The sequence below is a fragment of the Micromonospora sp. BL1 genome (assembly GCF_003667485.1).
In the GTDB taxonomy this organism is placed as follows: domain Bacteria; phylum Actinomycetota; class Actinomycetes; order Mycobacteriales; family Micromonosporaceae; genus Micromonospora; species Micromonospora tulbaghiae.
The window spans coordinates 1-21556 of sequence record NZ_RCVK01000155.1 but is presented as its reverse complement, the minus strand read 5'-3'; the positions used below and the strand labels follow the sequence as shown (position 1 = coordinate 21556).

Below are 21556 nucleotides of genomic sequence, written 5' to 3'. Positions count from 1 at the left end.
CGTAGGCCGCGCCCCGCACGGGCCCGGGCGGGGTCGGCCACGCCGGGCGGATGAGCCCGCCCGGCGTGGCTCCGGTCAGGCCGACGCGGCGGCCACCGCCGTCCGGGCCACGAGCGCCCGGCGCATGTCGTCGTCCAGGTCGGTCACCCACCGCCGCAGGCCGGGCGTCAGGTCGTCGCGGGCCAGCAGCGCCGCGGCCGTCTCCCGGGTGGTCTGCGCCACGGCGTAGCGGGGGTACGCGGCGACGGTGACCGCGTCGGCCACCCACGCGGTACGCAGACGCGCCGCCGCCGGCATGTCGGCGAAGTAGCGCTCCACGTAGCCGGCGGTCAGCTCGGCCTGCTCGGGCTGCCAGAAGCCCTCTGCGGTCGCCTCGACCAGGCGGTTGGACAGCTCGGTGCTGCGGGTGACGATCTCCCAGGCGGCGCGCTTCGCGTCGGCGTCGGGCAGCGCGGCCCGGCACGCGGCGGCCTGCTCGGCGCCGGTGGCGCTGCGGTCGGCGTCGGCCTCGGCGTCGATCTCCGGCGTCCCGGCCGCGCCGAGCACCACGAGCCGGCGCAGCACCGCCCAGCGCAGGTCGGCGTCGATCGCCAGCCCCGGCGGAACGCCCTCCCCGGCCAGCCAGCCGGTCAGCATCGCGGTGTCGGTGGTGGCGCCGATCAGACCGCGCGCGGCGGCGAGCTGCAACGAGCCGCCCCCGGGTGCCGAGTCGAGCAGCGCCGCGCAGGCGTTCGCCACCCGCAGCAGCGCCGCGTCACGGGCGAGCGGATCGAGGTAGCGGTCGATCAGCCGGCGGCTGAGCAGCAGCACGTCCTCGACGATCGTCACCTCGGTCTCGGCCGGAAGCGCCGCCCCGATCAGCTCGGCGAGCGCGCCGGCCGGCCGTTCCCCGTCGGTGACCGCGTCCAGCGTCTCGGTCCAGAGCAGCGCCCGGGCCAGCGAATCGTCGATCGCGGGAAGCAGCAGCGGCACCGCGTCCGCCGAGGCCGGATCGAGCCGGATCTTCGCGAACGTCAGGTCACCGGCGTTCGGCAGCACGAGCCCGGTGGCGGGCCGCCCGACCAGCTCGGGCAGGGGCGTACGGCCGCCGTCGGCGTCCGGGTCGAGGTCGGCCTCGAACCGGTACGCCGGGCCGTCCGCGGTGTGCTGGGCCACGCCGATGCGGTGCGGCCGCAGCACCGGGTGGCTCGCCGGGGCGGTCTGCACGATCGCCACGTCGGTCCACCGGCCGTCGGCGTCCACGGCGGTGTCGACCCGCAGCGTGTTCACCTGGGCACGGCGCAGCCAGCGTTCCGCCCAGCCGTCCAGGTCGCGACCGCTCGCCGCGCCCAGAGCGGCCAGCAGGTCGGCGAGCGTCGCGTTGCCGAACCGGTGCGCGGCGAAGTGCGCGTTCAGCCCGGCCAGGAACGCCTCGTCGCCGAGCCAGGCGACGAGCTGGCGCAGCACGCTGGCGCCCTTGGCGTACGAGATGCCGTCGAAGTTCAGCAGCGCCTGCGCGGCGTCGGCGACCTCCTCCGGTGCCACCGGATGGGTGGAGGGGCGCTGGTCGGCGGTGTAGCCCCACGCCTTGCGACGGCTCGCGAACGTGGTCCACGCCCGGTCGAACCGGGTCGCCTCGGCGGTGACCCGGGTGCCGAGGTATTCGGCGAAGGACTCGTTGAGCCAGAGGTCGTCCCACCAGCTCATGGTGACCAGGTCACCGAACCACATGTGCGCCATCTCGTGGGCGATGGTGGTGGCGCGCAGCTCCCGCTGGGTGTCGGTGACAGCGGAGCGGAAGACGTAGTCGTCGCGGATCGTGACCAGGCCCGGGTTCTCCATCGCGCCGGCGTTGAACTCGGGCACGAACGCCTGGTCGTACTTGCCGAACGGGTAGCGCTCGGCGAAGAGCTGGTGGAAGCGGTCGAGGCACTGCCGGGTGACGGTGAAGATCTCTTCGGCGTCGGCGTCCAGGTGGGCGGCGAGCGAACGCCGGCAGTAGAGGCCGAGCGGGATGCCGTCGTGCTCGGCGCGCAGCACGTGCCAGGGGCCGGCGATCAGCGAGACGAAGTACGTGGCCAGCGGCTCGGTGGGGGCGAACTCCCAGCGCCCGGGTGCGGGCCGGTCGGCGAGTGGCCCGTTGGCGGCGACAGTCCACTCCGGCGGCGCGGTGACGGTCAGCGTCACCGGTGCCTTCAGGTCGGGCTGGTCGAACGCGGCGAAGATGCGCGGCCCGTCGTCCAGGAAGGACATCGCGTAGAGGTACGTCTCGCCGTCGGCCGGGTCGACGAAGCGGTGCAGGCCTTCGCCGGTGTTGGAGTAGGCCATCTCGGCCTCGACGGTGAGCGTGTTGGTCGCGGCCAGGCCGGTCAGCGGGAGCCGGTCGCCGGCCAGCAGGGCCGGGTCGAGGTCGCGGTCGTTGAGGCGGGCGGCGAGGAGTCGGCGCGGCTTGACGTCGACGAAGGTCTCGGCGCCGGGGGTGGCCCGGAACCGGATGGTGACGGCGGAGCGGAACCGCTCGGCGTCGCCGGTCAGGTCGAGGTCCACATCGTAGGACTCGACAGCGATCGACGCGCGGCGCGCGGTCGCCTCTGCACGGGTGAGGCTCGGCATCCGCTTATCCTGCCCGATGAGGTCCGCTCGGGCCTTCTCGTTACGCATGGCGATGGAGGAGCAGCGATGGGTCAGCACCCCAAGGGCGATTTCGACCTCTCCCGGGCGGTTTGGCAGCGGGCAGAGGGCGACACCTCCGAGGGAGCGGTCGAAGTGGCATTCGTCGACGACCTGATCGGCATGCGCAACTCCGCCGAGCCGGACGGGCCGGTGCTGGTCTTCACGCAGGCCGAGTGGGACGCGTTCGTCGCGGGCGCCCAGGACGGCGAGTTCGACCTGGACTGAGCGCGCCTCAGTCACCGTCGCCCCAGCCGAGGCCGCCCGGACCGGGCGCGTGGTGGAAGCCGGGGTGACCGGCCACGTCGGCGCAGCGCTCGCCGTCGGGCCCGACGGCGTCGCAGAACAGCCGCTCGGCGCGGTGCCAGGCGTCCGCCGGGGACAGCGCCGCCGCCCCGAGCGCCAGCTCCGGGCGGAGCAGGCCGAGCGCTTCGGCGTACGCCACGGCGTGCTCCCGCGCGACGGCGGGATCGGCGGCGGCGAAGCCCAGGTGCACGGTGAAGTGGCGCGGCGGGCGGGGTGCGGAGCGCCGGAGCGCCCCGATCAGCGGCCCGTCGCGGCCGTCGCCGCGCAGCCGGGCCGACGCCTCGAAGTGCCGTCGTGCCGCCCTGTCGTCACGCATCCGTGCCCTCCCCCGTCGCCGGTGACGCCCGCCGGACGTCGCGCCGGCGGGTGGCGGACCGGTCGCCGCCGGCCCGCGAACCCGAGCCAACCAGCTTTTCCGCGCCCGGGGAGGGGCCAGCACCCGCCCTCGTGGCCGGCCCCTCCCCCGAAGGGCCGGAGCTGCTGGAATGGAGGGTTCGGCCGCGTCGGCCCGGGTAGGTAGGCAGGGTCGCCGAACCGCGTCAGGAGCAGCCCAGATGAGCACCATGCCGAGCGACCGGAGCCCGGACAGCACGATTGCGTTCCTGCGGGAGGGCTACCGCTTCGTCGGCGACCGCTGCGACCGCCTCGGCACCGACGTCTTCCAGACCCGGCTGCTGCTGGAGCCGACGATCTGCCTGCGCGGCCGGGAGGCCGCCGAGCTGTTCTACGACGAGGAGCGGTTCGTCCGGCGCGGCGCCATGCCGATGCGCGGGCAGCGCACGCTCACCGGCGTCGGCGGCGTGCAGGGCCTCGACGGGCAGGCCCACCTGGTCCGCAAGGCGATGTTCATGTCGATCATGACGCCGGCCGCGATCCGCCGCCTCGGGGAGACCTTCGACGAGCAGTGGCGGGCCCGGATCCCCGACTGGGCCGAGGGCGGCCCGGTGGTGCTCTACGACGAGGTGGGAAAGATCCTGACCCGTACGGTCTGGGCCTGGGCCGGCGTGCCGCTGGCCGAGGCCGACGTGCCGCGCCGCACCGCCGAGATGCACGCGATGATCGAGGCGCCGGCCGCGCTGGGCCCCCGGCACTGGCGCGGACGGCTCGGCCGCCGGCACGCGCAACGCTGGGCCGGCGAGCTGATCGAGCGGGTACGCGCGGGCGCGGTGCCCGCCCCGGAGGGCAGCGCGCTGGCGGTCGTGGCCGGGCACCGGGACGAACGGGGCCTGCCGCTGCCGCGCCGGATCGCCGCCGTTGAGCTGCTGAACGTGCTGCGCCCCACCGTCGCCGTGGACCGGTACGTGGTCTTCGCCGCGCTGGCGCTGCACGACCACCCGCACTGGCGGGACCGGCTACCCGGCGACGACGCCGCGACCGAGCAGTTCGTGCAGGAGGTACGCCGCTACTACCCGTTCTTCCCGGTCGCCGCGGCCCGGGTCCGCCGCTCGTTCCAGTGGCGCGGGTACTCGTTCCCGCAGGGCCGGCGCGTGCTGCTCGACCTGTACGGCACGAACCACCACCCCGACGTGTGGCCGGAGCCGGAACGGTTCCGCCCGGAGCGCTTCGCCGGGTGGCGCGACGACCCGTTCGGCCTGGTCCCGCAGGGCGGCGGCGACCACTACACCGGCCACCGCTGCGCCGGTGAGTGGATCACGATCGAGCTGATGAAGCGGGCGGTGACGAACCTGACCGGCGCGATGACCTACCGCGTACCGCCGCAGGACCTGGCGCTCGACCTCGGCGCCATGCCGGCGTTGCCGCCCGGCGGGCTGGTGCTCGACGGGGTGCGCCCGGCCGAGGGGGTACGCCGGGCCGTCTGATCAGGACGCGACCACGAGCGCCTGCGGCGCGGCCTGCTTCATCCGGGTCCGCAGCCACTTGAGCTGGATCGCGGTCTCCTGCTCGCACGAGCGCACCACGGCGAGCAGCTCGGTGTCCCGGGCGCCGTACGCCGCCTGGCCCACCACGGTCCAGCAGATGTCGCACTCGGCGGCCATCAGGTAGAGGTCCTGGAGGTCGCGCAGCAGCCCGATCGGCCCGGTACGGGTGCCGGAGAACAGCTCGGAGTGCAGCCGGTCCGGCTCGGCCGGCGCGTCCTCGGCGTACCGGCGGGCGAACGGGGCGAGCGCCGCCGCGTGCGCGTGACACCGTTCGGCCAGCCGCTCACAGGTGTGGAAGACGTCCGGCTCGTCCCGGTGCGCGGCGCCGACCTCGGTGAACGCGTCGCCGAGGCGGTCCTGTGCCCGGTGCAGCAACCCCAGGTAGTGCGCGAGCTGCATGTCACTCCTCCCTCGACGACGCCTCGGCGGCGGGACCGCCGACGGTGGCCGGGATGCCGGATCCGGCGGGTGGCGCGGCCGCGCCGACGGTGGGCGCGGGCGCCGGCCGCCCGTCGGAGCCGGCCTCCTTGACCACGCGGACCGCTGCGACCTTGAAGATCGGCTGCTTGGAGACCGCGTCCCACGCGGTGACAGTCAGCTCGTTGGCCGCCCGGTCGTGCCGCCCCTCGCCGGGCGCGGCGCCGTCGCCGGTGTCCCAGTAGCCGTAGTGGAACGGCAGGAACACCACGCCGGGGCGGACCCCGCAGAGCCGGGCGCGGGCACGGACCACGCCGCGCGGCGACTCGATCCGGCACAGGTCGCCCTCGCCGACGCCGAGCCGCTCCGCGTCGGACGGGTTCAGCTCCAGCCACGACTCCGGCGCGGCGTGGTCGAGCTGGGTGGACCGGCCGGTCTTGGTACGGGTGTGGAACTGGTAGACGGTCCGGCCGGTGGTGAGCAGCAGCGGATAGTCGTCGCTGGGCACCTCCGGCGACGACTGGTACGGCGCGGCGTGCAGGAACGCCCGGCCGCGCGGCTCCTTCGCCCGGTACTCGTCGGCCAGCAGTTCCGCGCCGGTCGTCAGGTCGTGGCCGTACGTCTCGCAGTCGTCCGGGTCGGTGTGGAAGACGCCGTCGGTGTAGAGACGTTCGGTGCCGTCCGGGTGCGCCTCGTCGCACGGCCACTGGATGCCGCCGCCGCGCAGCCGCTCGTACGTGATGCCCGTGTAGTCGCAGGGCCGGCCCCGGCTGCACTCCTTCCACGCCTCGAACACCTCCTCCGGCCCGGTCCACCGGATCAGCGGGTTGCCGTCGCGGTCCCGGAAGTCCATCCGGCGCGCGTAGTCGAGGAAGATGTCCAGGTCGGCGCGCGCCTCGCCGGGCGGCTCGACGGCCTTCTCGGAGATGTGCACGGTGCGGTCCACGCTGGTGAACGTGCCGGTCTTCTCGCCCCAGGTGGCGGCCGGCAGCACCACGTCGGCCAGCTCGGCGGTCTCGGTGCGGAAGATGTCCTGCACCACCACGAAAAGGTCCGGCTTGCTCAGGATGCGGCGGATCCGGGCCAGGTCGGGCAGGGACACCGCCGGGTTGGTGGCGGAGATCCAGAGCAGCTTGATCGAGCCCTGCTCGGCGTACCGGAAGATCTGCATGGCGTGTGTCGGCGGCGACCAGTGCGGGATGGTGTCCACGTCGACGTTCCAGAGCCGGGCCAGCTCGGCGATGTGCGCCGGGTTCTCCCAGTTGCGCAGGCCCGGCAGGTCTCCGTCGGCGCCGGTCTCCCGGGTGTTCTGCGCGGTGGGCTGGCCGTTCATCTGGTAGATCCCGGCGCCGGGGCGGCCCAGCATGCCCCGGATCAGGTGCAGGTTGTTCACCTGGCAGGCCGCCGCGGTGGCCTGGTTGGACTGGTAGAAGCCCTGCAGCACGGTGGACACCAGCCGCTCGGACTCCCCGAGCAGCTCGGCGGCCCGCTCGATGTCGGCGGGCCGCAGGTCGCAGAGTTCGGCGACCTTCGCGACCGGGTAGTCCTCGACCACCCGGCACAGCTCGTCGAAGCCGAGCGTGTGCGCGCCGACGTACGCCTCGTCGTACCGGCCGCGGTGGATCAGCTCGCGGAGCAGGCCGTTGAGCAGCGCCACGTTCGTGCCGTTGCGCGGGGCCAGGTGCACGTCGGCCTCCCGGGCCACCGGCGTGGCGCGCGGGTCGACCGCGAGCACCGCCGGCGGGTTCGGCCCGCGCCGCCGGTCCAGCATCCGCATCCAGAGCACGGTCTGGGTCTCCGCGACGTTGTGTCCCCAGAGCGCGATGGCGTCGCAGTGGTCCACGTCGGTGTACGAGCCGGGCTGTCCGTCGGCGCCGAAGGACGCCTTCAGCGCCGCCGCGGCGGTCGCCGTGCACAGCCGGGTGTTGCCGTCCATGTGCGGCGTGCCGAGCCCGGCCTTGCCGATCACGCCGAGTGCGTAGTACTCCTCCAGGAACAGCTGGCCGCTGGTGTAGAAGCCGAAGTGCCCCCAGCCGCCCGGCCCCTCCCACAGCTCCTTCGACCGGGCCACGACGCGCCCCATCGCGGTGTCCCAGGCCGTCTCGACCAGCCGGTCGCCCTCACGGACCAGCGGCCGGCGCAGCCGGTCCGGGCTGTGGTTGGCCTGCCAGCCGTACAGGTCCTTCGGGTCGACCCGGCCGTGGTTGACCCGGTCCCCGGCGCGCCCGCGTACGCCGACGATCCGGTCGTCGACCACCGCGATGTCGAGCGCGTCGCCGTTGGAGTGCAGGATCGAGGCGCTCGGCACCCAGCGCTGCACGTCCGCCTCGGTGTGCCCGTCGGCGAGGAACGTGTCGACCCGCACCGGCCAGCGCTCCCCCGGCCCGTACGGCGTACGCGGCCCCCACGGGTCGGCTATCCGGTCCACCATCGCTCACTCCATCCCCCGCCGACGGGCGGGCGGTCAGGCGGCCTGCGGGTGCAGCACCGTACGCAGGCAGCCGTCCTCCTTCTTCTCGAAGATCTCGTAGCCCCGGGCGCCCTGCTCCAGCGACATCGGGTGGGTGGCCAGGTAGCCCGGGTCGATCTCGCCGGCCGCGACCCGGTCCAGCAGCATCGGGATGTAGCGCTGGGCGTGCATCTGCCCCATCCGCAGCACCAGGGCCTTGTTCATGGCCGCGCCGAGCGGGAACTTGTCCACCAGGCCGCCGTACACGCCGACGATGCTCACCGTGCCGCCCTTGCGAGCCGCCATGATCGCCTGCCGGACCGAGGTGGGGCGGTCGGTCTGCGCGCGTACCGTCTGCTTGGCCTTGTCGTACGCGTACGCCGGGCCGACGTCGTGCGACTCCATGCCGACGGCCTCGATGCAGGCGTCCGGGCCGCGCCCGGCGGTCATCTCGCGCAGCGCCTCCAGCACGTCGGTCTCGGCGTAGTTGATCGTCTCCACGCCGAGACGCTGCGAAGCGGTGGCGAGCCGCTCCGGCAGCCGGTCGATGACCACGACCCGCTCGGCGCCGAGGATCTGCGCGGACCGGGCCGCCATCTGGCCGACACCGCCGGCGCCCCAGACCGCCACCACCTCGCCGCCCTTGAGGTCGCAGAAGTCGGCGGCCATCCAGCCGGTCGGCATGGCGTCGGAGGCGAACACGACCGAGTCGTCCGGCACCCCGTCCGGCACGGTGAACGCGCCGACGTCGCCGAACGGCACCCGGATGTACTCGGCGTGGCTGCCCGAGTAGCCGCCGGCCGCGTGCGAGTAGCCGAGGATGCCCGCGGGCGAGTGGCCCCACAACTTCTCGGTGAAGACCGGCTGCGGGTTGGAGTTGTCGCACAGCGAGAACTGCTCGGTGCGGCAGTACCAGCACGAGCCGCAGGCCACCACCGACCCGACCACCACCCGGTCACCGACTGAGATGCGCCGCACGTCCGGGCCGGTCTCGACCACCTCGCCCATGAACTCGTGGCCGAGGATGTCACCCTCGCGCATCGCCGGCAGGTAGCCGTTGATCAGGTGCAGGTCGGAGCCGCAGACGCTGCTCGCGCGGACCTTGACGATGATGTCACCGCCGGACCTGATGGTCGGCTCCGGCACGTCCCGCACGGCCAGTTTGCCGACGCCCTCCCAGCACAACGCCCTCACGGTCGTCCTCCCGCCATCAGCTTCTCGCGTACCTTGTCCGTCGCCCGTTCCTGCCGCGGACTGCGCCCGGACGGATCGTGCCGGGTGTCGAGCACCTGCCCGGTCTCGATCAGCGACTTGATCCGGCGCAGCGTGGTGCGCAGCCCCAGGTCCGGGTCGCTGCCGCCGACGAGGCCGACCGCCCGCCGGATCGGACCGGAGCGCCACCGCAGCTCGGCCCGGATCTCGGTGCCCCGGTCCTGCGGGGCGGCGGCCAGCTCGATCCGGCCGCGCTGGGCCACCGGCCCGTCGGTGACCCGCCAGCTCAACCGGCCCGGGCCGTCGACGGTGATCTCGGCCCGCCACTCGGTGCCGCCGCCGGCCGGGTCGGCCGCCACGCAGCGCCACCGGTTCGCGTCGAGCTGCTCCAGCGTCGCCCACTCGGCCAGGCCCCGGTCGAGCCGTTCCCGGTCGGTCCAGAAGCCGATGACCTCGTCCACCGGCCGGTTCACGGTGATCCCGCGGCGCACCACGTACCAGCCGTCCTCCCGGTCGGGCTGGTGCCGGTGCCGCCGCCGGGCCACCGTCCGGGTGACCCCGAGCGCGGTCACCGCGGCGGCGCCGGCCAGCGCCCATCTCGTCGCGTTGCTGGGCATCACGTCTCCTCCCGACTCGGACCGTCCGTATCCGGGTGCGCTACCCGGCGCAGCGCGCCCGAAACGGTTTCAGCAGCCGCATTCCGGGCAAGTCGCGTCACCCGACCCGAAGGAGGCGACGTGACCCGACCGACCGCCGCGCAGCCGCGCGACGAGGGCGCCGCGTCCGCGCCGGTCCGGCTGCCGATGGCGTACGTCCTGCCGTTGCGCGCCCACGACGACAGCGGCCTGGACGAGCTGACCGGGTACCTGCGCGAGCTGAGCCGCTGGGTCGACGTGGTGGTGGTCGACGGATCGGCGCCGGAGCTGTTCGCCCGGCACGCCGCCGCCTGGCACGCTCTGGTGCGGCACGTACCGCCGGATCCGGCGCTGCGCGGGCGCAACGGCAAGGTGCTCGGCGTGCTCACCGGCGTAGCGCTGGCCCGGCACGAGCACGTGGTGATCGCCGACGACGACGTCCGGTACGACCGGGCGGCCCTGTGCGCCGTGCACCAGATGCTGGACGGGGTGGACCTGGTCCGGCCGCAGAACCACTTCGACCCGCTGCCCTGGCACGCCTGGTGGGACACCGGCCGGACGCTGCTGGCCCGCGTGTTCGGCGGCGACTGGCCGGGCACGCTCGCGGTGCGGCGGAGCACGTTCCTGGCCATGGGCGGCTACGACCCCGACGTGCTCTTCGAGAACCTGGAGCTGGTCCGGACCGTGCGCGCGTACGGCGGCAGCACCGCCACCCCGGCGTGGCTGTACGTGCGGCGGCTGCCGCCGACCGCCGCGCACTTCCTCGGGCAGCGCGTCCGCCAGGCGTACGACGAGACGGCCCGGCCGGTGTGGCTGCTGGCCGCGCTGGCGGTGCTGCCGGCGACGGCGGTCGCGCTCGCCACCCGCCGGCCCGGGCTGCTGCTGCGCGCCGGACTGGCGACCGTGGCAGTGGCGGAGCTGGGCCGGCGACGGGCCGGCGGCACCCGGGTCTTCCCGGCGCACACGAGCCTGGCCGCGCCCGCCTGGGTGCTGGAACGCGGCCTGTGCGCCTGGCTGGCGGTGGGCCGGCGGCTGCGCGGCGGGGTGCCCTACGCGGGCGTCCGGTTGCGGACGGCGGCCAACCCCACCCGCCTCCTGCGCCGACGGACGGCACGGCGCCGCCCCGACGATCTGGTGCTGTGGGTGGAGACCGGCGCGCTGCCCCCACCGTTGCACGCCGAGCGGGCGGCACGCTGAACGGTCACCGGCACGGAAAGGGCCCCTCCGATCGTCGATCGGACGGGCCCTTTCCGGACGCGGGAGCGGACCGTCAGGACCGCACCTCGTCGCGGGCGTGCTCGGCGCTGTGCCGGACGTCCTGGGCGGCGGCGCGGCCGTCGTCCTTGACCGTGTGCGCGGCGTCCTGCGCGGTGGCCTTCACCGACTCGGCGGCGTGCTGCGCCGGCTCGCGCAGCTCCTCCTTCAGCTCGGTGGCGACCTCGCCCAGCTTCTCCTTGACGACGCCGCCGTGCTCGGCGGCCTTCTCCTTGACCTGCGCGGCGACCTGCTGCTCGCGGCGGGTGGCCGGGATCAGCGAGGAGACCAGCATGCCGACGCCGAAGGCGATCACGCCGGCGGCGATCGGGTTGCCCTCGGACTTCTGCCGCACCACCTGCGGCGCCCGGTGGGCGGCGTCGCTCACCGTGGCGGCGGCGGACTGCGCCTTGTCGCCCACCGTGGAGGCCATCGAGGAGGCGTGGTCGCCCACCGAGTGGGCGGCGTGGCCGGTGCTGTGGCCGAGGTCCGATGCGGTTCCCATCACCTTGTCCTTCACGTTCGTCAGCGCGCTGCGCACGCGCTGCTTGCGGTCGTCGACGATGCGGCTCGGGCTGACCTTGTACGCCAGGGCGTCCACGTCCGAGCTGAGGTTGTTGCGGGTGGCTTCGATCTCGCGGCGGATCTGCTCGGGATCGGTGCTCATCGGGTGACTCCCTCCGGGTGCGGCTTGAGCGCGTCGGGGATGCGCTGCACGCTGTCGTTGGTCTGCTTCAGGCCGCGGATCCGCTCGGCGTTCTTCTTGCCCATCGAGTACAGGACCGCGGCGACCGCGGCCCAGATGACGGCCACGATCAGCGCGGCCAGCCCGGAGTCCATGACGTTGTCGAGGAACTGCCAGATCGCGATCGAGACGAAGAGCGCCACCATGTAGCCGCCGAAACCGGCGCCGCCGAACAGGCCGGCGGCCTTGCCCGCCTTCTTGCCCTCCTGGCGGATCTCGGCCTTGGCCAGCTCGACCTCCTGGCGCATCAGCGTCGACAGGTCCGTGGTGACCTGACGCATCAGGTCGCCGATCGAGCTGCTGCGCACCTCGTCGGCGTGGGGCGGGGCGCCCGCCGCCTGATAGCCGGGGTCCTGCGTGGGTACGGTCATGCCGTCGCCTCCCTTCTGCCGGTGCGGCCGGTCACGGGCGGGGAGCGCCGGTCGACGGGACACCCGGCAGCGGGTCGGTGCGCTCCGGCGGCGGCAGCGGCTGGCCGGTGCCACCGGCCGGGTCGGCCCAGGTGTTCGGGGCGCCGCCGGTCGGGTAGGTCGCACCCGGCGCGGAGTAGCCCGGGTCCGGCTCGGCGTAGCTGCCCGGCGTCGGGTCGAGGTAGCCGCCCGGCGGCACCTGGTCCGGCACCTCGCGCGCGGTCGGGATGACGGCGGTGCGGTCCGGGTCGTACGCCGGCCGCGCCGTGCTGTCGTCGCCGAGCGCGGTGATGTTGCGGGTGAGCCGCCCGGCGACCACGCCCAGCAGCGCCGCGCCGACGAGGAACGTGCCCGGGTTGCGGCGGGCGTAGCTCTTCACCTCGTTGAGCAGGTCGCCCGGCTCGCGCTGCTCCAGCCAGCCGGCCACGCCCTGCACGCGCTCGGCCGCCTGGTGGGCCAGCTCGGTCACCGGCCCGGAGCCGCCGCCCTGCTGCGCCATGGTGCGCATCTCGTCGGCCAGCGACCGCAGTCCGCTGGCGGCGCGCTGCTGCTGCTGACCGGCCTGCGCGGTGACCTGACCGCGGGCCTCGCCGTAGAGGTCGCGGGCCTGCCGCTTGGCCTCGCCCACCACCTCCCGGCCCTGCTCCTTGGCGGTCTGCGCGACCGCGCCGCCCGCGCTTGCGGCGTCGGAGCCGACCTGGCGGGCCTGGTCACGCACGCCGCCACCGTTCGTCGACTGGTACGTGGCCGAACTGGGAGAAAGATCCTGAGTCATGGTGTCCCTTCCGCTCGTGTGTTCCCAGCGGGTGTCTTCGGGGGGTACGCGGATTGTTTCCGCGTGACAATCGCCCTACCCCAGGTCGACGGGTCCATGCCTGATTCGTGAATTCTCTGCGGGAGCGCCCCACCCCGGTCAGACAATGAGGTGCCTGCCCACCCGGGCGGCGGCGAGTCCCACGGGGGTGACAGGGATGGCACGTGACCTGCGCGAACACGCGTCCGCCCGGCCTGCGGTGCAGAAGGTCGCGCTCGCGGCGGCAGCCCTCTTCGCGCTGATCGGCGTGCTCGGTTTCGTGCCCGGCATCACCACCCACTACGGCGACATGACGTTCGCCGGGCACCACTCCGAGGCGAAACTGCTCGGGGTGTTCCAGGTGTCGGTGCTGCACAACCTGCTGCACCTGTCGTTCGGGCTGGTCGGTCTGCTGATGGCCCGGCGGCTGGGCGGCGCGCGGGTGTTCCTCGCCGGTGGCGGCGCGCTCTACCTGGTGCTGTGGCTGTACGGCTTCGCCATCGACCGGGACACCGCGGTGAACTTCGTGCCGGTGAACGACGCCGACAACTGGCTGCACCTGGCCCTCGGCTTCGGCATGCTCGCCGCCGGCCTGCTGCTCAACAACAACCTCGGCACCGGCAGCCGGGTGGAGGCACCCTTCGACCGCCCCTGACCAGGCGCGACACGCCGAGCGGGCGTTTGCCCCGGCCCGGCGCCGGGCAGGAGGGCAACCGCGAGCGGGTCGAGGAGGTCCGGCGATGCCACGGTGGTTGCGCGACAACATGCTCTCGATAGCCATGCTCGGCGCGTTCCTGGTCTTCCTGCTGCTGCAGAGCGTCTTCGGCTGGCAGGTGCACAACGAGGAGCTGAGCCAGTACGGCGCCGAGCCGCTGAGCTGGTGGGCCTATCTCGGCACCGGGCACTTCGCCGAGGCGGTGTTCGAGAACTGGGAGTCGGAGTTCCTCCAGATGGGCGGCTACGTGCTGCTCACCGCGTACCTGGTGCAGAAGGGCTCGGCCGAGTCGAAGCCGGAGGACCAGACGGACCGGCCGGAGGACAACCGCGACCACGCCCGCCCCGATTCGCCGTGGCCGGTACGCGTCGGCGGGCTGCCGCTCGTGGTCTACCGCAACAGCCTGGCCATCGCGCTTCTGATGATCTTCGGGGGTGCGTTCCTGGGGCACCTGTTCGGCGGCGTGGCCGCCTACAACCAGGAGCAGGCTCTGGAGAGCGGCGCCGCCCCGATCAGCGCGTGGCAGTTCCTCGGCACCAGCGACTTCTGGTTCCAGTCCATGCAGAACTGGCAGAGCGAGTTCCTCGCCGTGGGCGTGCTGATCCTGCTCAGCATCGTGCTGCGCCAGCACGCCAGCCCGGAGTCCAAGCCGGTCACCGCGCCGCACGCGCAGACCAGCGCCTGAGCGCCCGGCCGCCGATCAGGCCGCGACCGGCAGCCGCTTGGCGAAGCAGACGCTGTACGGGTTGTCCACGTACTCGCCGTAGACGGGGATCGGCTCGTACCCGCTGGACCGGTAGAGCCCGATCGCGGCCGGCAGGTAGGTGCCGGTCTCCAGGCACACCGTGCGGTGCCCCTGCCGGAACGCCAGCTCCTCCAGCGCCACGAGCAACTGCCGGGCGATGCCCCGACCCCGGTACGCCGGCCGCACGTACATCCGCTTCAGCTCGCCGGTGTCCGCGTCGAGCGCCTGGAGCCCGCCGCAGCCGACCGCCCGGCCGCCGATCACGGCCGCCAGGTAGCGGATGTCGGTGTGCACGACAGTGACCTGCCCGTCCAGCCCGCCGTCCGCGTCACGCAGCTCACGCTGCTGGGCGACGACGAGCGCGGCGATCTCCGGATCGGTGGCGGGACGGGACTCGATCAACATGCCCGTACGCTAGATCGGCCGGATTTCGCGCAGGTTTCCCGCCACCGACCCGGAAACGGCTACTCGGCGTCCGCTTCCGCCGCGGGCGCGGCCTCGACCTCGTCCTCCGGCCGGACCCGGCGGGCCTTGCGGGCCGCCAGCCGGTCCGACGCCGACGGACGGTTCGACTTCTCCTCCAGCCGCACGTCGGTGCCCCGGTTGCCGGGCACGAAGTCGACGCCGGCGTAGAGCGTCGGCTGCCAGTCGAACTCCCGGTCGCCGATGCGCACCAGGTCACCGGCCTGCGCGCCGGCCTTGGCGAGCTTCTCCTCGACGCCGAGGCGGGCCAACCGGTCGGCCAGGTAGCCCACTGCCTCGTCGTTGTCGAAGTTGGTCTGCTTGACCCAGCGCTCCGGCCGGCTGCCGCGCACCGTGTACGAGCCGTCCGGTTCGGCCTCGATGGTGAAGCCGGCGTCGTCGACCGCCTTCGGGCGGATCACGATCCGGGTCGGCTCGGCCGGCGGGGCGGCGCGGCGGCCCTGGTCGACCAGCTCCGCCATCGCGTACGTCAGCTCGCGCAGACCCTCGCGGGTGGCGGTCGAGATGTCGAAGACGCGCAGGCCGCGGGCCTCCAGGTCGGGGCGGACGATGTCGGCCAGGTCCTTGCCGTCCGGCACGTCGACCTTGTTGAGCGCGACCAGCCGGGGCCGGTCGGTCAGGCCGCCGTACTGGGACAACTCCGACTCGATGGCGTCGATGTCGGCGAGCGGGTCGCGGCCGGGCTCCAGCGTCGCGGTGTCGATCACGTGCACCAGCACGGCGCAGCGCTCGACGTGGCGGAGGAACTCCAGGCCCAGGCCCTTTCCGCTGGCCGCACCCGGGATCAGGCCCGGCACGTCGGCGACGGTGAAGGTGTGGTTGTCCACCCGGACCACGCCCAGGTTCGGCACCAGCGTGGTGAACGGGTAGTCGGCGATCTTCGGCTTGGCCGCGGAGATCACCGAGATCAGCGACGACTTGCCGGCCGACGGGAAGCCGACCAGGCCCACGTCGGCGACGCTCTTGAGCTCCAGCACCACGTCGAGCCGGTCGCCGGGCTCACCCAGCTCCGCGAAGCCGGGCGCCTTGCGGCGGGCGTTGGCCAGCGAGGCGTTGCCGCGCCCGCCCCGGCCGCCCCGGGCCGCCTCGAACGTGGTGCCGACGCCGACCAGGTCGGCCAGCACCTCACCGTCGAGGCTCTGCACCACTGTGCCGTTCGGCACCTTGATGACCAGGTCACGGCCGTTGGCGCCGTCCCGGTTCGAGCCGGCGCCGCCCTTGCCGTTCTCGGCCTTCAGGTGCGGCCGGAAGTGGAAGTCGAGCAGCGTGGTGACCTGCGCGTCGACCACCAGGGACACGCTGCCGCCGTGGCCGCCGTTGCCGCCGTCCGGCCCGCCGAACGGCTTGAACTTCTCCCGGTGGATCGAGACACAGCCGTGCCCGCCGTCGCCGGCCTGCATGTGCAGGACGACCCGGTCAACGAACGTCGTCACGACGCCAATCCTTCCAGCGGGGTCCGCCCCGCGCGTGAAAAGGCGAAGCGGGCCGGGACTCAGAGGTCCGCGGCCCGCTTCGCCGGAAAACTACTGCTGCGGCACGATGCTGACGGTCTTGCGACCGCGCTTGGTGCCGAACTGCACCGAACCGGCGGCCAGCGCGAACAGCGTGTCGTCGCCGCCACGGCCGACCAGGTCACCGGGGTGGAACTTGGTGCCACGCTGACGGATGAGGATCTCACCCGCGCTGACGACCTGACCACCGAAGCGCTTCACGCCGAGTCGCTGGGCCGCGGAGTCACGGCCGTTACGCGAGCTGGACGCACCCTTTTTGTGAGCCATTGGAGGACGACCTACTTCCCGCTGGAGATGCCGGTCACCTTGACCTGGGTCAGCGGCTGGCGGTGACCCTGGCGCTTGTGGTAGCCGGTCTTGTTCTTGAACTTGTGGATCCGGATCTTCGGGCCCTTGGTGTGCGCGGCGATCTCGCCGGACACCGCGACCTTGGCGAGCTTCGCCGCGTCGGTCACCAGGTCGTCACCGTCGACGAGGAGCACCGCGGTGAGCTTCACCGCGTCGCCGGGGGCACCGGCGAGCTTCTCGACCTCGATCACGTCGCCCTCGGCGACCTTGTACTGCTTGCCGCCGGTCTTGACGATCGCGTACATCGGAGGCGGACTCCCTGTCGTTGAGGCTGCTGGCGTCTATTGCACCGTTGCCGGCTGTCACACCGTCGACGGTCGTTCCCACGGCGTCTCGCCGGGAGCCGTGACACCGGCGGCGCGGGCACGCGGGAACTCGGCACACCAAAGTGCGCCGCAGGCAAGCCTACGCCATACCCGGGCCGCCGCCCAAACCGGGCTGCCGGTCGGCGCCTCCCCGCCCGGCCCGGCGGGCACGACAGGGCCCCCGCCCCGCCTTCTCCCGGCGGATCGGGGGCCCTGTTCGCGCAGGTCAGCGCCGTAAGGCCTTACGGCCGGGTACGCCGCCGGGCGCCACCACGACGCGCCCGCCGACGCGGGGCGCCGCTGTCGTCGTCGCTGTCACCGTCACCGATCGCGTCCGGGTCGTCGGCGGCGGCCAGCCGGGCCGAGTCGCCCTCCTGGCTGTCCGCGACCGCCGGGGCGGCCGGCGTGCCCGTCTCGAACCGGGACAGGTCGTAGCCCTGGGTGTCGTAGTAGTCGTCGTCGTTCTCGACCACCTCGGCGACGGTCCGCTCCGGCGCGACCGGTGCGGCCGGCGGCTCGGCGGCGGCCTGCGCGGCCGGCTGCTCCGGCGCGGCCTCCACCGCGGGCTTCTCCGCGGCGGCCTTGCGGCCCCGGCGGCGGCCCTTCTCCTCGGCCGGCGCGGCGACCGCCGAGGCGACCGCCTTGACCTTCTCCCCCGCCCCGCCGCGCGGCTTCTCCGGCACCGGCTCGGTGTGGATGATCACGCCCCGGCCCTTGCAGCACTCGCAGGTCTCGCTGAACGCCTCCAGCAGGCCCGCGCCGATGCGCTTGCGGGTCATCTGCACCAGGCCGAGCGAGGTGATCTCGGTGACCTGGTGCTTCGTCCGGTCCCGGCCGAGGCACTCGGTGAGCCGGCGCAGCACCAGCTCCCGGTTCGACTCCAGCACCATGTCGATGAAGTCGATCACCACGATGCCGCCGAGGTCGCGCAGCCGGAGCTGGCGCACGATCTCCTCGGCCGCCTCCAGGTTGTTGCGGGTGACCGTCTCCTCCAGGTTGCCCCCGGAGCCGGTGTACTTGCCGGTGTTGACGTCGATGACCGTCATCGCCTCGGTGCGGTCGATCACCAGCGAGCCGCCCGAGGGGAGGAAGACCTTCCGGTCCAGCCCCTTGAGGATCTGCTCGTCGATCCGGTACTCGGCGAACACGTCCGCCACCCCGGCGTGCCGGCGCAGCCGCGCCACCAGGTCCGGGGACACGTGCGACAGGTACGACTCGACCTCGCCGTACGCGGACTCGCCCTCGATGACCAGCTCGCGGAAGTCCTCGTTGAAGAGATCCCGGACCACGCGGATGACCAGGTCCGGCTCCTCGTAGAGCAGCACCGGGGCGCCACCCTCGGTCGACTTGGCCTGGATGTCCTCCCACTGCGCCTGGAGCCGCTTGACGTCGCGCGCCAGCTCGTCCTCGCTGGCGCCCTCGGCCGCGGTCCGGACGATCACCCCGGCGCCGTCCGGCACCAGCTTCTTCAGCACGTCCCGCAGGCGCTTGCGCTCGGTGTCGGGCAGCTTGCGGCTGATCCCGGAGGCGTTACCGTTCGGCACGTAGACCAGGTGCCGGCCGGAGAGCGCGATGTGGCTGGTCAGCCGCGCGCCCTTGTGCCCGATCGGGTCCTTGGTCACCTGCACCAGCACCGAGTCGCCAGAGCGCAGCGCCTGCTCGATCGAGCGGGCCCGGCCCTCCAGGCCGGTGGCGTCCCAGTTGACCTCACCGGCGTACAGGACCGCGTTGCGCCCGCGCCCGATGTCGACGAAGGCCGCCTCCATGCTCGGCAGCACGTTCTGGACCTTGCCCAGGTAGACGTTGCCGGCCATGGTGCCGGACGAGTTCCGCGTGACGTAGTGCTCCACGAGCACGCCGTCCTCGAGCACGGCGATCTGGGTGCGGTCGCCGCGCTGGCGGACCACCATCACCCGGTCCACCGCCTCGCGACGGGCCAGGAACTCCGACTCGCTCAGGATCGGCGGCCGCGTACGCCGCTGCTCGCGGCCGTCCCGGCGGCGCTGCCGCTTGGCCTCCAGCCGGGTCGAACCGGAGACACCCTGCACCTCGTCGACCGGCTTGCGCGGCTCACGGATCTTGACGACGGTCGGCACGCCGTCCTCGGCGGCGGTGTCCGCCTCGCCGGCGCCCCGGCGGCGACGACGGCGACGGCGGCGGGTCATCCCCTCGCCCTCGGCCTCCTCGTCCTCCGCGGACTCCTCGGCCTCGCCCTCGGCGGTCTCGGCCGCGCCGGACTCGTCGATGTCCTCGTCGTCGGCGTCGTCCGCGCCGCCCTTGCCCCGGCCACGACCCCGGCGGCCCCGGCGGCGGCGACGCCGGCCCGCGGCCGTCTCGTCGTCCTCGTCCGCCTCGGCTGCCTCCTCGGCCTCGGCGGCCGGCTCCTCCTCGGCGACCTCCGGCTCGACCTCGGCCTCGACCGGCTCGACCTCACGGCGGCCGCGACGGCGGCGCCGGCCGGTCTCGACGGCTTCCTCGATCGGCTCCTCCGCCGCCGGGTACGTCACCTGGACGGCCGGTGCCTCGTCGGGCTGCGGCGCCATGAACAGGACGGTCGGCGCGGAGAGCGCGGCACGACGCCGGCGGCCGGTGGCCGGCGGCGTCTCGGCCGGCTCCTCGGCCGCGCGCGGCACTGCGGCGCCCGTCGACACCACGCCCGTCGCGTCCGCCGGGCCGCCGCTGCGGGCCAGGTTGACCTCTTCGGTACGCGCAGCCGAGGCGCTCGCGTCCGCAACGCTCTCGGCCTCGGCGTCCTCGACGTCCTCGCCGGTGGTCTCATCGATGCCGGCCGTGCCGCCGGTGACCGCCGCGCCGCCCGTGCTCACCTTGCCGCCGCGCGCGGCCTTGTTTTCGCTGGTGGCAGCCTTGTCTCCGGTAGCGGTCCGGTCGCCGGCGGTGGCCTGGTCGCCGGCGGCGGTCCGGTTGCCCCTGGCGGTGCGTCGGCCGGCGGTGCGCTCGCCGGTGGGGGCCTGCCCTGCAGTCTCCCCGGTGGCGGCTCCGCCCGTGACGGCTCCGCCCGTGGTGGTCTCGCCCGTGGTGGTCTCGCCGCCGTCGATGTCGGCGCGTCCCTCGGCGATCAGGTCGCCCCCGGGCGCGGAGACCGGCCCGTCGATCACCCCGTCCGCGGGGGCCTGCCCTGCGGCGGTCTCGTCCGGCGCGACCGTCTCGGCGGCCGGCGGCGTGGCCTTGCGGCGACGGGTCCGGGTCACCTTGACCGGCGGCACGACCTCCTCCGAGGCGGCCTCCACCCCGGCCGCGGCCACCGGCTCCTCGACCGCCTTCGCCGGCGTCGCCTTACGACGCCGCCGGGTGGTCTTCGGCGCGGTGTCCAACTCGCCGGCCACCGGCGCGAGCACCTCGGCCTGCGGCGACTCGCCGCTGCCGGTCACCGTCGTGGACGCCTCGACCGGCGCGTCGGTCTGCTCCGGCTGGTTCAGCGGAGCGGCCTTGCGGCGGCTGGCCCGCTTACGGGCCGGCGGCTTGGTCTCGGCGACACCTTCCGCGGTGGTGCCGCCTTCCACGGTGGCGCCAGCTTCCCCGGTGGCGACACCTTCCGCGGTGGCGCCGTCGGCGCTGCCGGAGGAGGCACCCTCCGTGCGGGCGGAGGCGGTTGTGTCAGCGCTGCCGGAGGCGGTGGCGGCACTGTCGGCGGTCGTCCCGGCCGGCTCTGCGCCGGTCCGTTCGCCGCCCTCGGGCTCGTTCTCGAGCATGGACGTTCTCCAGTTCTGGCCGCCCCGGGCGCGGGTGAGCGCTGCCACGCAGGGTTGCCGCAAAGGTGTTTCCGCCGGGCACGCAAACGCGCGACCGCCGAAGTCTGCCTGCCAGAGCGTTGACCGACGGTCAGCGCTCTCCGATGGTTGCCCCGTCGCGATCCGCGTCCAACGGATCGACGATCTCGCCCTGCGCGGTCAGCGTGCCCTGCGCCAGCCGGATCACCTTCGGGGTGACCGGCGGCTCCAAGGCGGCCACCGCGCGGAGGCCGGACAGGACGTCATCGGGCCGAACGGACGGGGTGACCTGCCGCACGACCAGTTCGAGTATCGCACACGGTACGGCCGCCGCCCCGGAAGGCGTCTCAGCCGGAGCCATGGCATCGATCGATACCACTGCCGCTCGGGCGTCGAACGTACGCCGCCCCTGCTTGGTCATCCGCTCGACCTGGATCTCCTCGGCGGCGGTGAAGGCGGCCACCGCCTCCGCGAGCACCTTCGGATCGACCTCGGGCAGCTCGATCCGCCAGTACGACGCCTCGATCCGGTCCGCCAGGCTGCCGCCGGCGGCCTCCACCGCCTCGAGCACGTCGAGCCCGGGCGAGAGCGCGGCGTCGAGCGACTCACGCAGCCGCCCCGGGTCGACCGGCTCACGGAGCCCGATCTCCAGGTACTCGGCCTCGCTCGCCACACCCGTCGGCGCGGCCGAGGCGTACGAGATCTTCGGGTGCGGAGTGAACCCCTGGGAGAAGGCGATCGGTACGCCCGCCCGGCGCAGCGCACGCTCAAAGGCCCGGGCGAAGTCCCGGTGCGAGGTGAACCGCAGCGGCCCACGCTTGGCGTACCGGATACGGATCCGCTGGACGACGGGGGCCTGGCCGCCCTCGGGTTGAGGCTTTCTGGCGATCGTGAGCTCCTCGGCTGTGCCTGCGTATCGGTCTCATCCTGACGCAGCGCCCACCGCGCCCCACACCCGGGGCCACCCCACC

Annotated in this window: 20 protein-coding genes; 5 read left to right on the top strand and 15 right to left on the bottom strand. The window is 73.8% G+C overall.

The features are described from left to right. Positions 1 to 75: 75 nt before the first annotated feature. Positions 76 to 2592, bottom strand: coding sequence for an aminopeptidase N (pepN, locus tag EAD96_RS05130; RefSeq protein ID WP_121683460.1), 2517 nt, complete (start codon positions 2590 to 2592; stop codon positions 76 to 78). A 66-nt stretch (positions 2593 to 2658) separates the two neighbouring features. Between pepN and EAD96_RS05125 the strand changes: the two genes are divergently transcribed. After that, positions 2659 to 2877 carry a DUF397 domain-containing protein gene (locus EAD96_RS05125; protein WP_013287999.1) on the top strand — a complete coding sequence of 73 codons (219 nt, stop codon included), beginning with the start codon at positions 2659 to 2661 and terminating at the stop codon, positions 2875 to 2877. A gap of 7 nt (positions 2878 to 2884) precedes the next feature. On the opposite strand, the gene EAD96_RS05120 is transcribed toward EAD96_RS05125, so the two are convergent. Further along, positions 2885 to 3271: a hypothetical protein gene (locus EAD96_RS05120; RefSeq protein ID WP_121683459.1), complete on the bottom strand. Its 387-nt coding sequence runs from the start codon at positions 3269 to 3271 to the stop codon at positions 2885 to 2887. A 238-nt stretch (positions 3272 to 3509) separates the two neighbouring features. Here EAD96_RS05120 and EAD96_RS05115 point away from each other — a divergent pair, with 238 nt between their 5' ends. Next, the gene (locus EAD96_RS05115; protein ID WP_121683458.1) at positions 3510 to 4775 is read left to right on the top strand and encodes a cytochrome P450; all 1266 of its coding nucleotides are present in this window, start codon (positions 3510 to 3512) and stop codon (positions 4773 to 4775) included. Here EAD96_RS05115 and EAD96_RS05110 read toward each other — a convergent pair whose 3' ends face one another. From EAD96_RS05110 to EAD96_RS05095, 4 genes are read right to left on the bottom strand one after another with little or no spacing between them, the layout of a single operon-like run. Next, positions 4776 to 5234, bottom strand: coding sequence for a hypothetical protein (locus tag EAD96_RS05110; RefSeq protein ID WP_120568490.1), 459 nt, complete (start codon positions 5232 to 5234; stop codon positions 4776 to 4778). 1 nt (position 5235) lies between these two features. Next, on the bottom strand, positions 5236 to 7683 hold the full coding sequence (locus EAD96_RS05105) for a molybdopterin oxidoreductase family protein (RefSeq protein WP_121683457.1): 2448 nt from the start codon (positions 7681 to 7683) through the stop codon (positions 5236 to 5238). A gap of 33 nt (positions 7684 to 7716) precedes the next feature. Beyond that, entirely contained in the window at positions 7717 to 8895 is a 1179-nt protein-coding gene (locus EAD96_RS05100; protein ID WP_120568488.1) for a zinc-dependent alcohol dehydrogenase, read from the bottom strand. Further along, positions 8892 to 9530, bottom strand: coding sequence for a cyclase (locus EAD96_RS05095; protein ID WP_121683456.1), 639 nt, complete (start codon positions 9528 to 9530; stop codon positions 8892 to 8894). The genes EAD96_RS05100 and EAD96_RS05095 overlap by 4 nt, the downstream gene beginning before the upstream one ends. Positions 9531 to 9650: 120 nt before the next feature. Here EAD96_RS05095 and EAD96_RS05090 point away from each other — a divergent pair, with 120 nt between their 5' ends. Then, on the top strand, positions 9651 to 10745 hold the full coding sequence (locus EAD96_RS05090; RefSeq protein ID WP_121683455.1) for a glycosyltransferase family 2 protein: 1095 nt from the start codon (positions 9651 to 9653) through the stop codon (positions 10743 to 10745). 73 nt (positions 10746 to 10818) lie between these two features. Here EAD96_RS05090 and EAD96_RS05085 read toward each other — a convergent pair whose 3' ends face one another. The 3 genes from EAD96_RS05085 to EAD96_RS05075 are packed head-to-tail and all read right to left on the bottom strand — an operon-like array spanning position 10819 to position 12675. After that, entirely contained in the window at positions 10819 to 11469 is a 651-nt protein-coding gene (locus EAD96_RS05085; RefSeq protein WP_121683454.1) for a DUF3618 domain-containing protein, read from the bottom strand. Then, a complete protein-coding gene (locus EAD96_RS05080; RefSeq protein ID WP_120573620.1) occupies positions 11466 to 11918 on the bottom strand; it encodes a phage holin family protein in 453 nt (150 codons plus the stop codon). Before EAD96_RS05080 ends, EAD96_RS05085 begins: the two co-directional genes overlap by 4 nt. A gap of 31 nt (positions 11919 to 11949) precedes the next feature. Further along, on the bottom strand, positions 11950 to 12675 hold the full coding sequence (locus tag EAD96_RS05075) for a hypothetical protein (protein ID WP_233585458.1): 726 nt from the start codon (positions 12673 to 12675) through the stop codon (positions 11950 to 11952). A gap of 265 nt (positions 12676 to 12940) precedes the next feature. Between EAD96_RS05075 and EAD96_RS05070 the strand changes: the two genes are divergently transcribed. Next, entirely contained in the window at positions 12941 to 13405 is a 465-nt protein-coding gene (locus tag EAD96_RS05070; protein ID WP_181726627.1) for a DUF4383 domain-containing protein, read from the top strand. 85 nt (positions 13406 to 13490) lie between these two features. Further along, a complete protein-coding gene (locus tag EAD96_RS05065; protein WP_091421843.1) occupies positions 13491 to 14150 on the top strand; it encodes a DUF6766 family protein in 660 nt (219 codons plus the stop codon). 15 nt (positions 14151 to 14165) lie between these two features. Here the strand turns inward: EAD96_RS05065 and EAD96_RS05060 are convergent, their stop codons facing one another. From EAD96_RS05060 to EAD96_RS05035, 6 genes are all read right to left on the bottom strand, one after another. Beyond that, positions 14166 to 14615 carry a GNAT family N-acetyltransferase gene (locus EAD96_RS05060; RefSeq protein ID WP_121683452.1) on the bottom strand — a complete coding sequence of 150 codons (450 nt, stop codon included), beginning with the start codon at positions 14613 to 14615 and terminating at the stop codon, positions 14166 to 14168. 59 nt (positions 14616 to 14674) lie between these two features. After that, positions 14675 to 16126, bottom strand: a complete 1452-nt coding sequence (obgE, locus tag EAD96_RS05055; RefSeq protein WP_120568481.1) for a GTPase ObgE — start codon at positions 16124 to 16126, stop codon at positions 14675 to 14677. Between the two features lie 90 nt (positions 16127 to 16216). Further along, positions 16217 to 16471 carry a 50S ribosomal protein L27 gene (gene rpmA / locus EAD96_RS05050; RefSeq protein WP_013288010.1) on the bottom strand — a complete coding sequence of 85 codons (255 nt, stop codon included), beginning with the start codon at positions 16469 to 16471 and terminating at the stop codon, positions 16217 to 16219. An 11-nt stretch (positions 16472 to 16482) separates the two neighbouring features. Beyond that, the gene (rplU, locus tag EAD96_RS05045) at positions 16483 to 16797 is read right to left on the bottom strand and encodes a 50S ribosomal protein L21 (protein WP_018787289.1); all 315 of its coding nucleotides are present in this window, start codon (positions 16795 to 16797) and stop codon (positions 16483 to 16485) included. Between the two features lie 302 nt (positions 16798 to 17099). Next, the gene (locus EAD96_RS05040; RefSeq protein ID WP_121683451.1) at positions 17100 to 20567 is read right to left on the bottom strand and encodes an Rne/Rng family ribonuclease; all 3468 of its coding nucleotides are present in this window, start codon (positions 20565 to 20567) and stop codon (positions 17100 to 17102) included. Between the two features lie 130 nt (positions 20568 to 20697). Then, positions 20698 to 21423, bottom strand: a complete 726-nt coding sequence (locus tag EAD96_RS05035) for a TIGR03936 family radical SAM-associated protein (protein ID WP_199733071.1) — start codon at positions 21421 to 21423, stop codon at positions 20698 to 20700. Positions 21424 to 21556 lie beyond the last annotated feature (133 nt).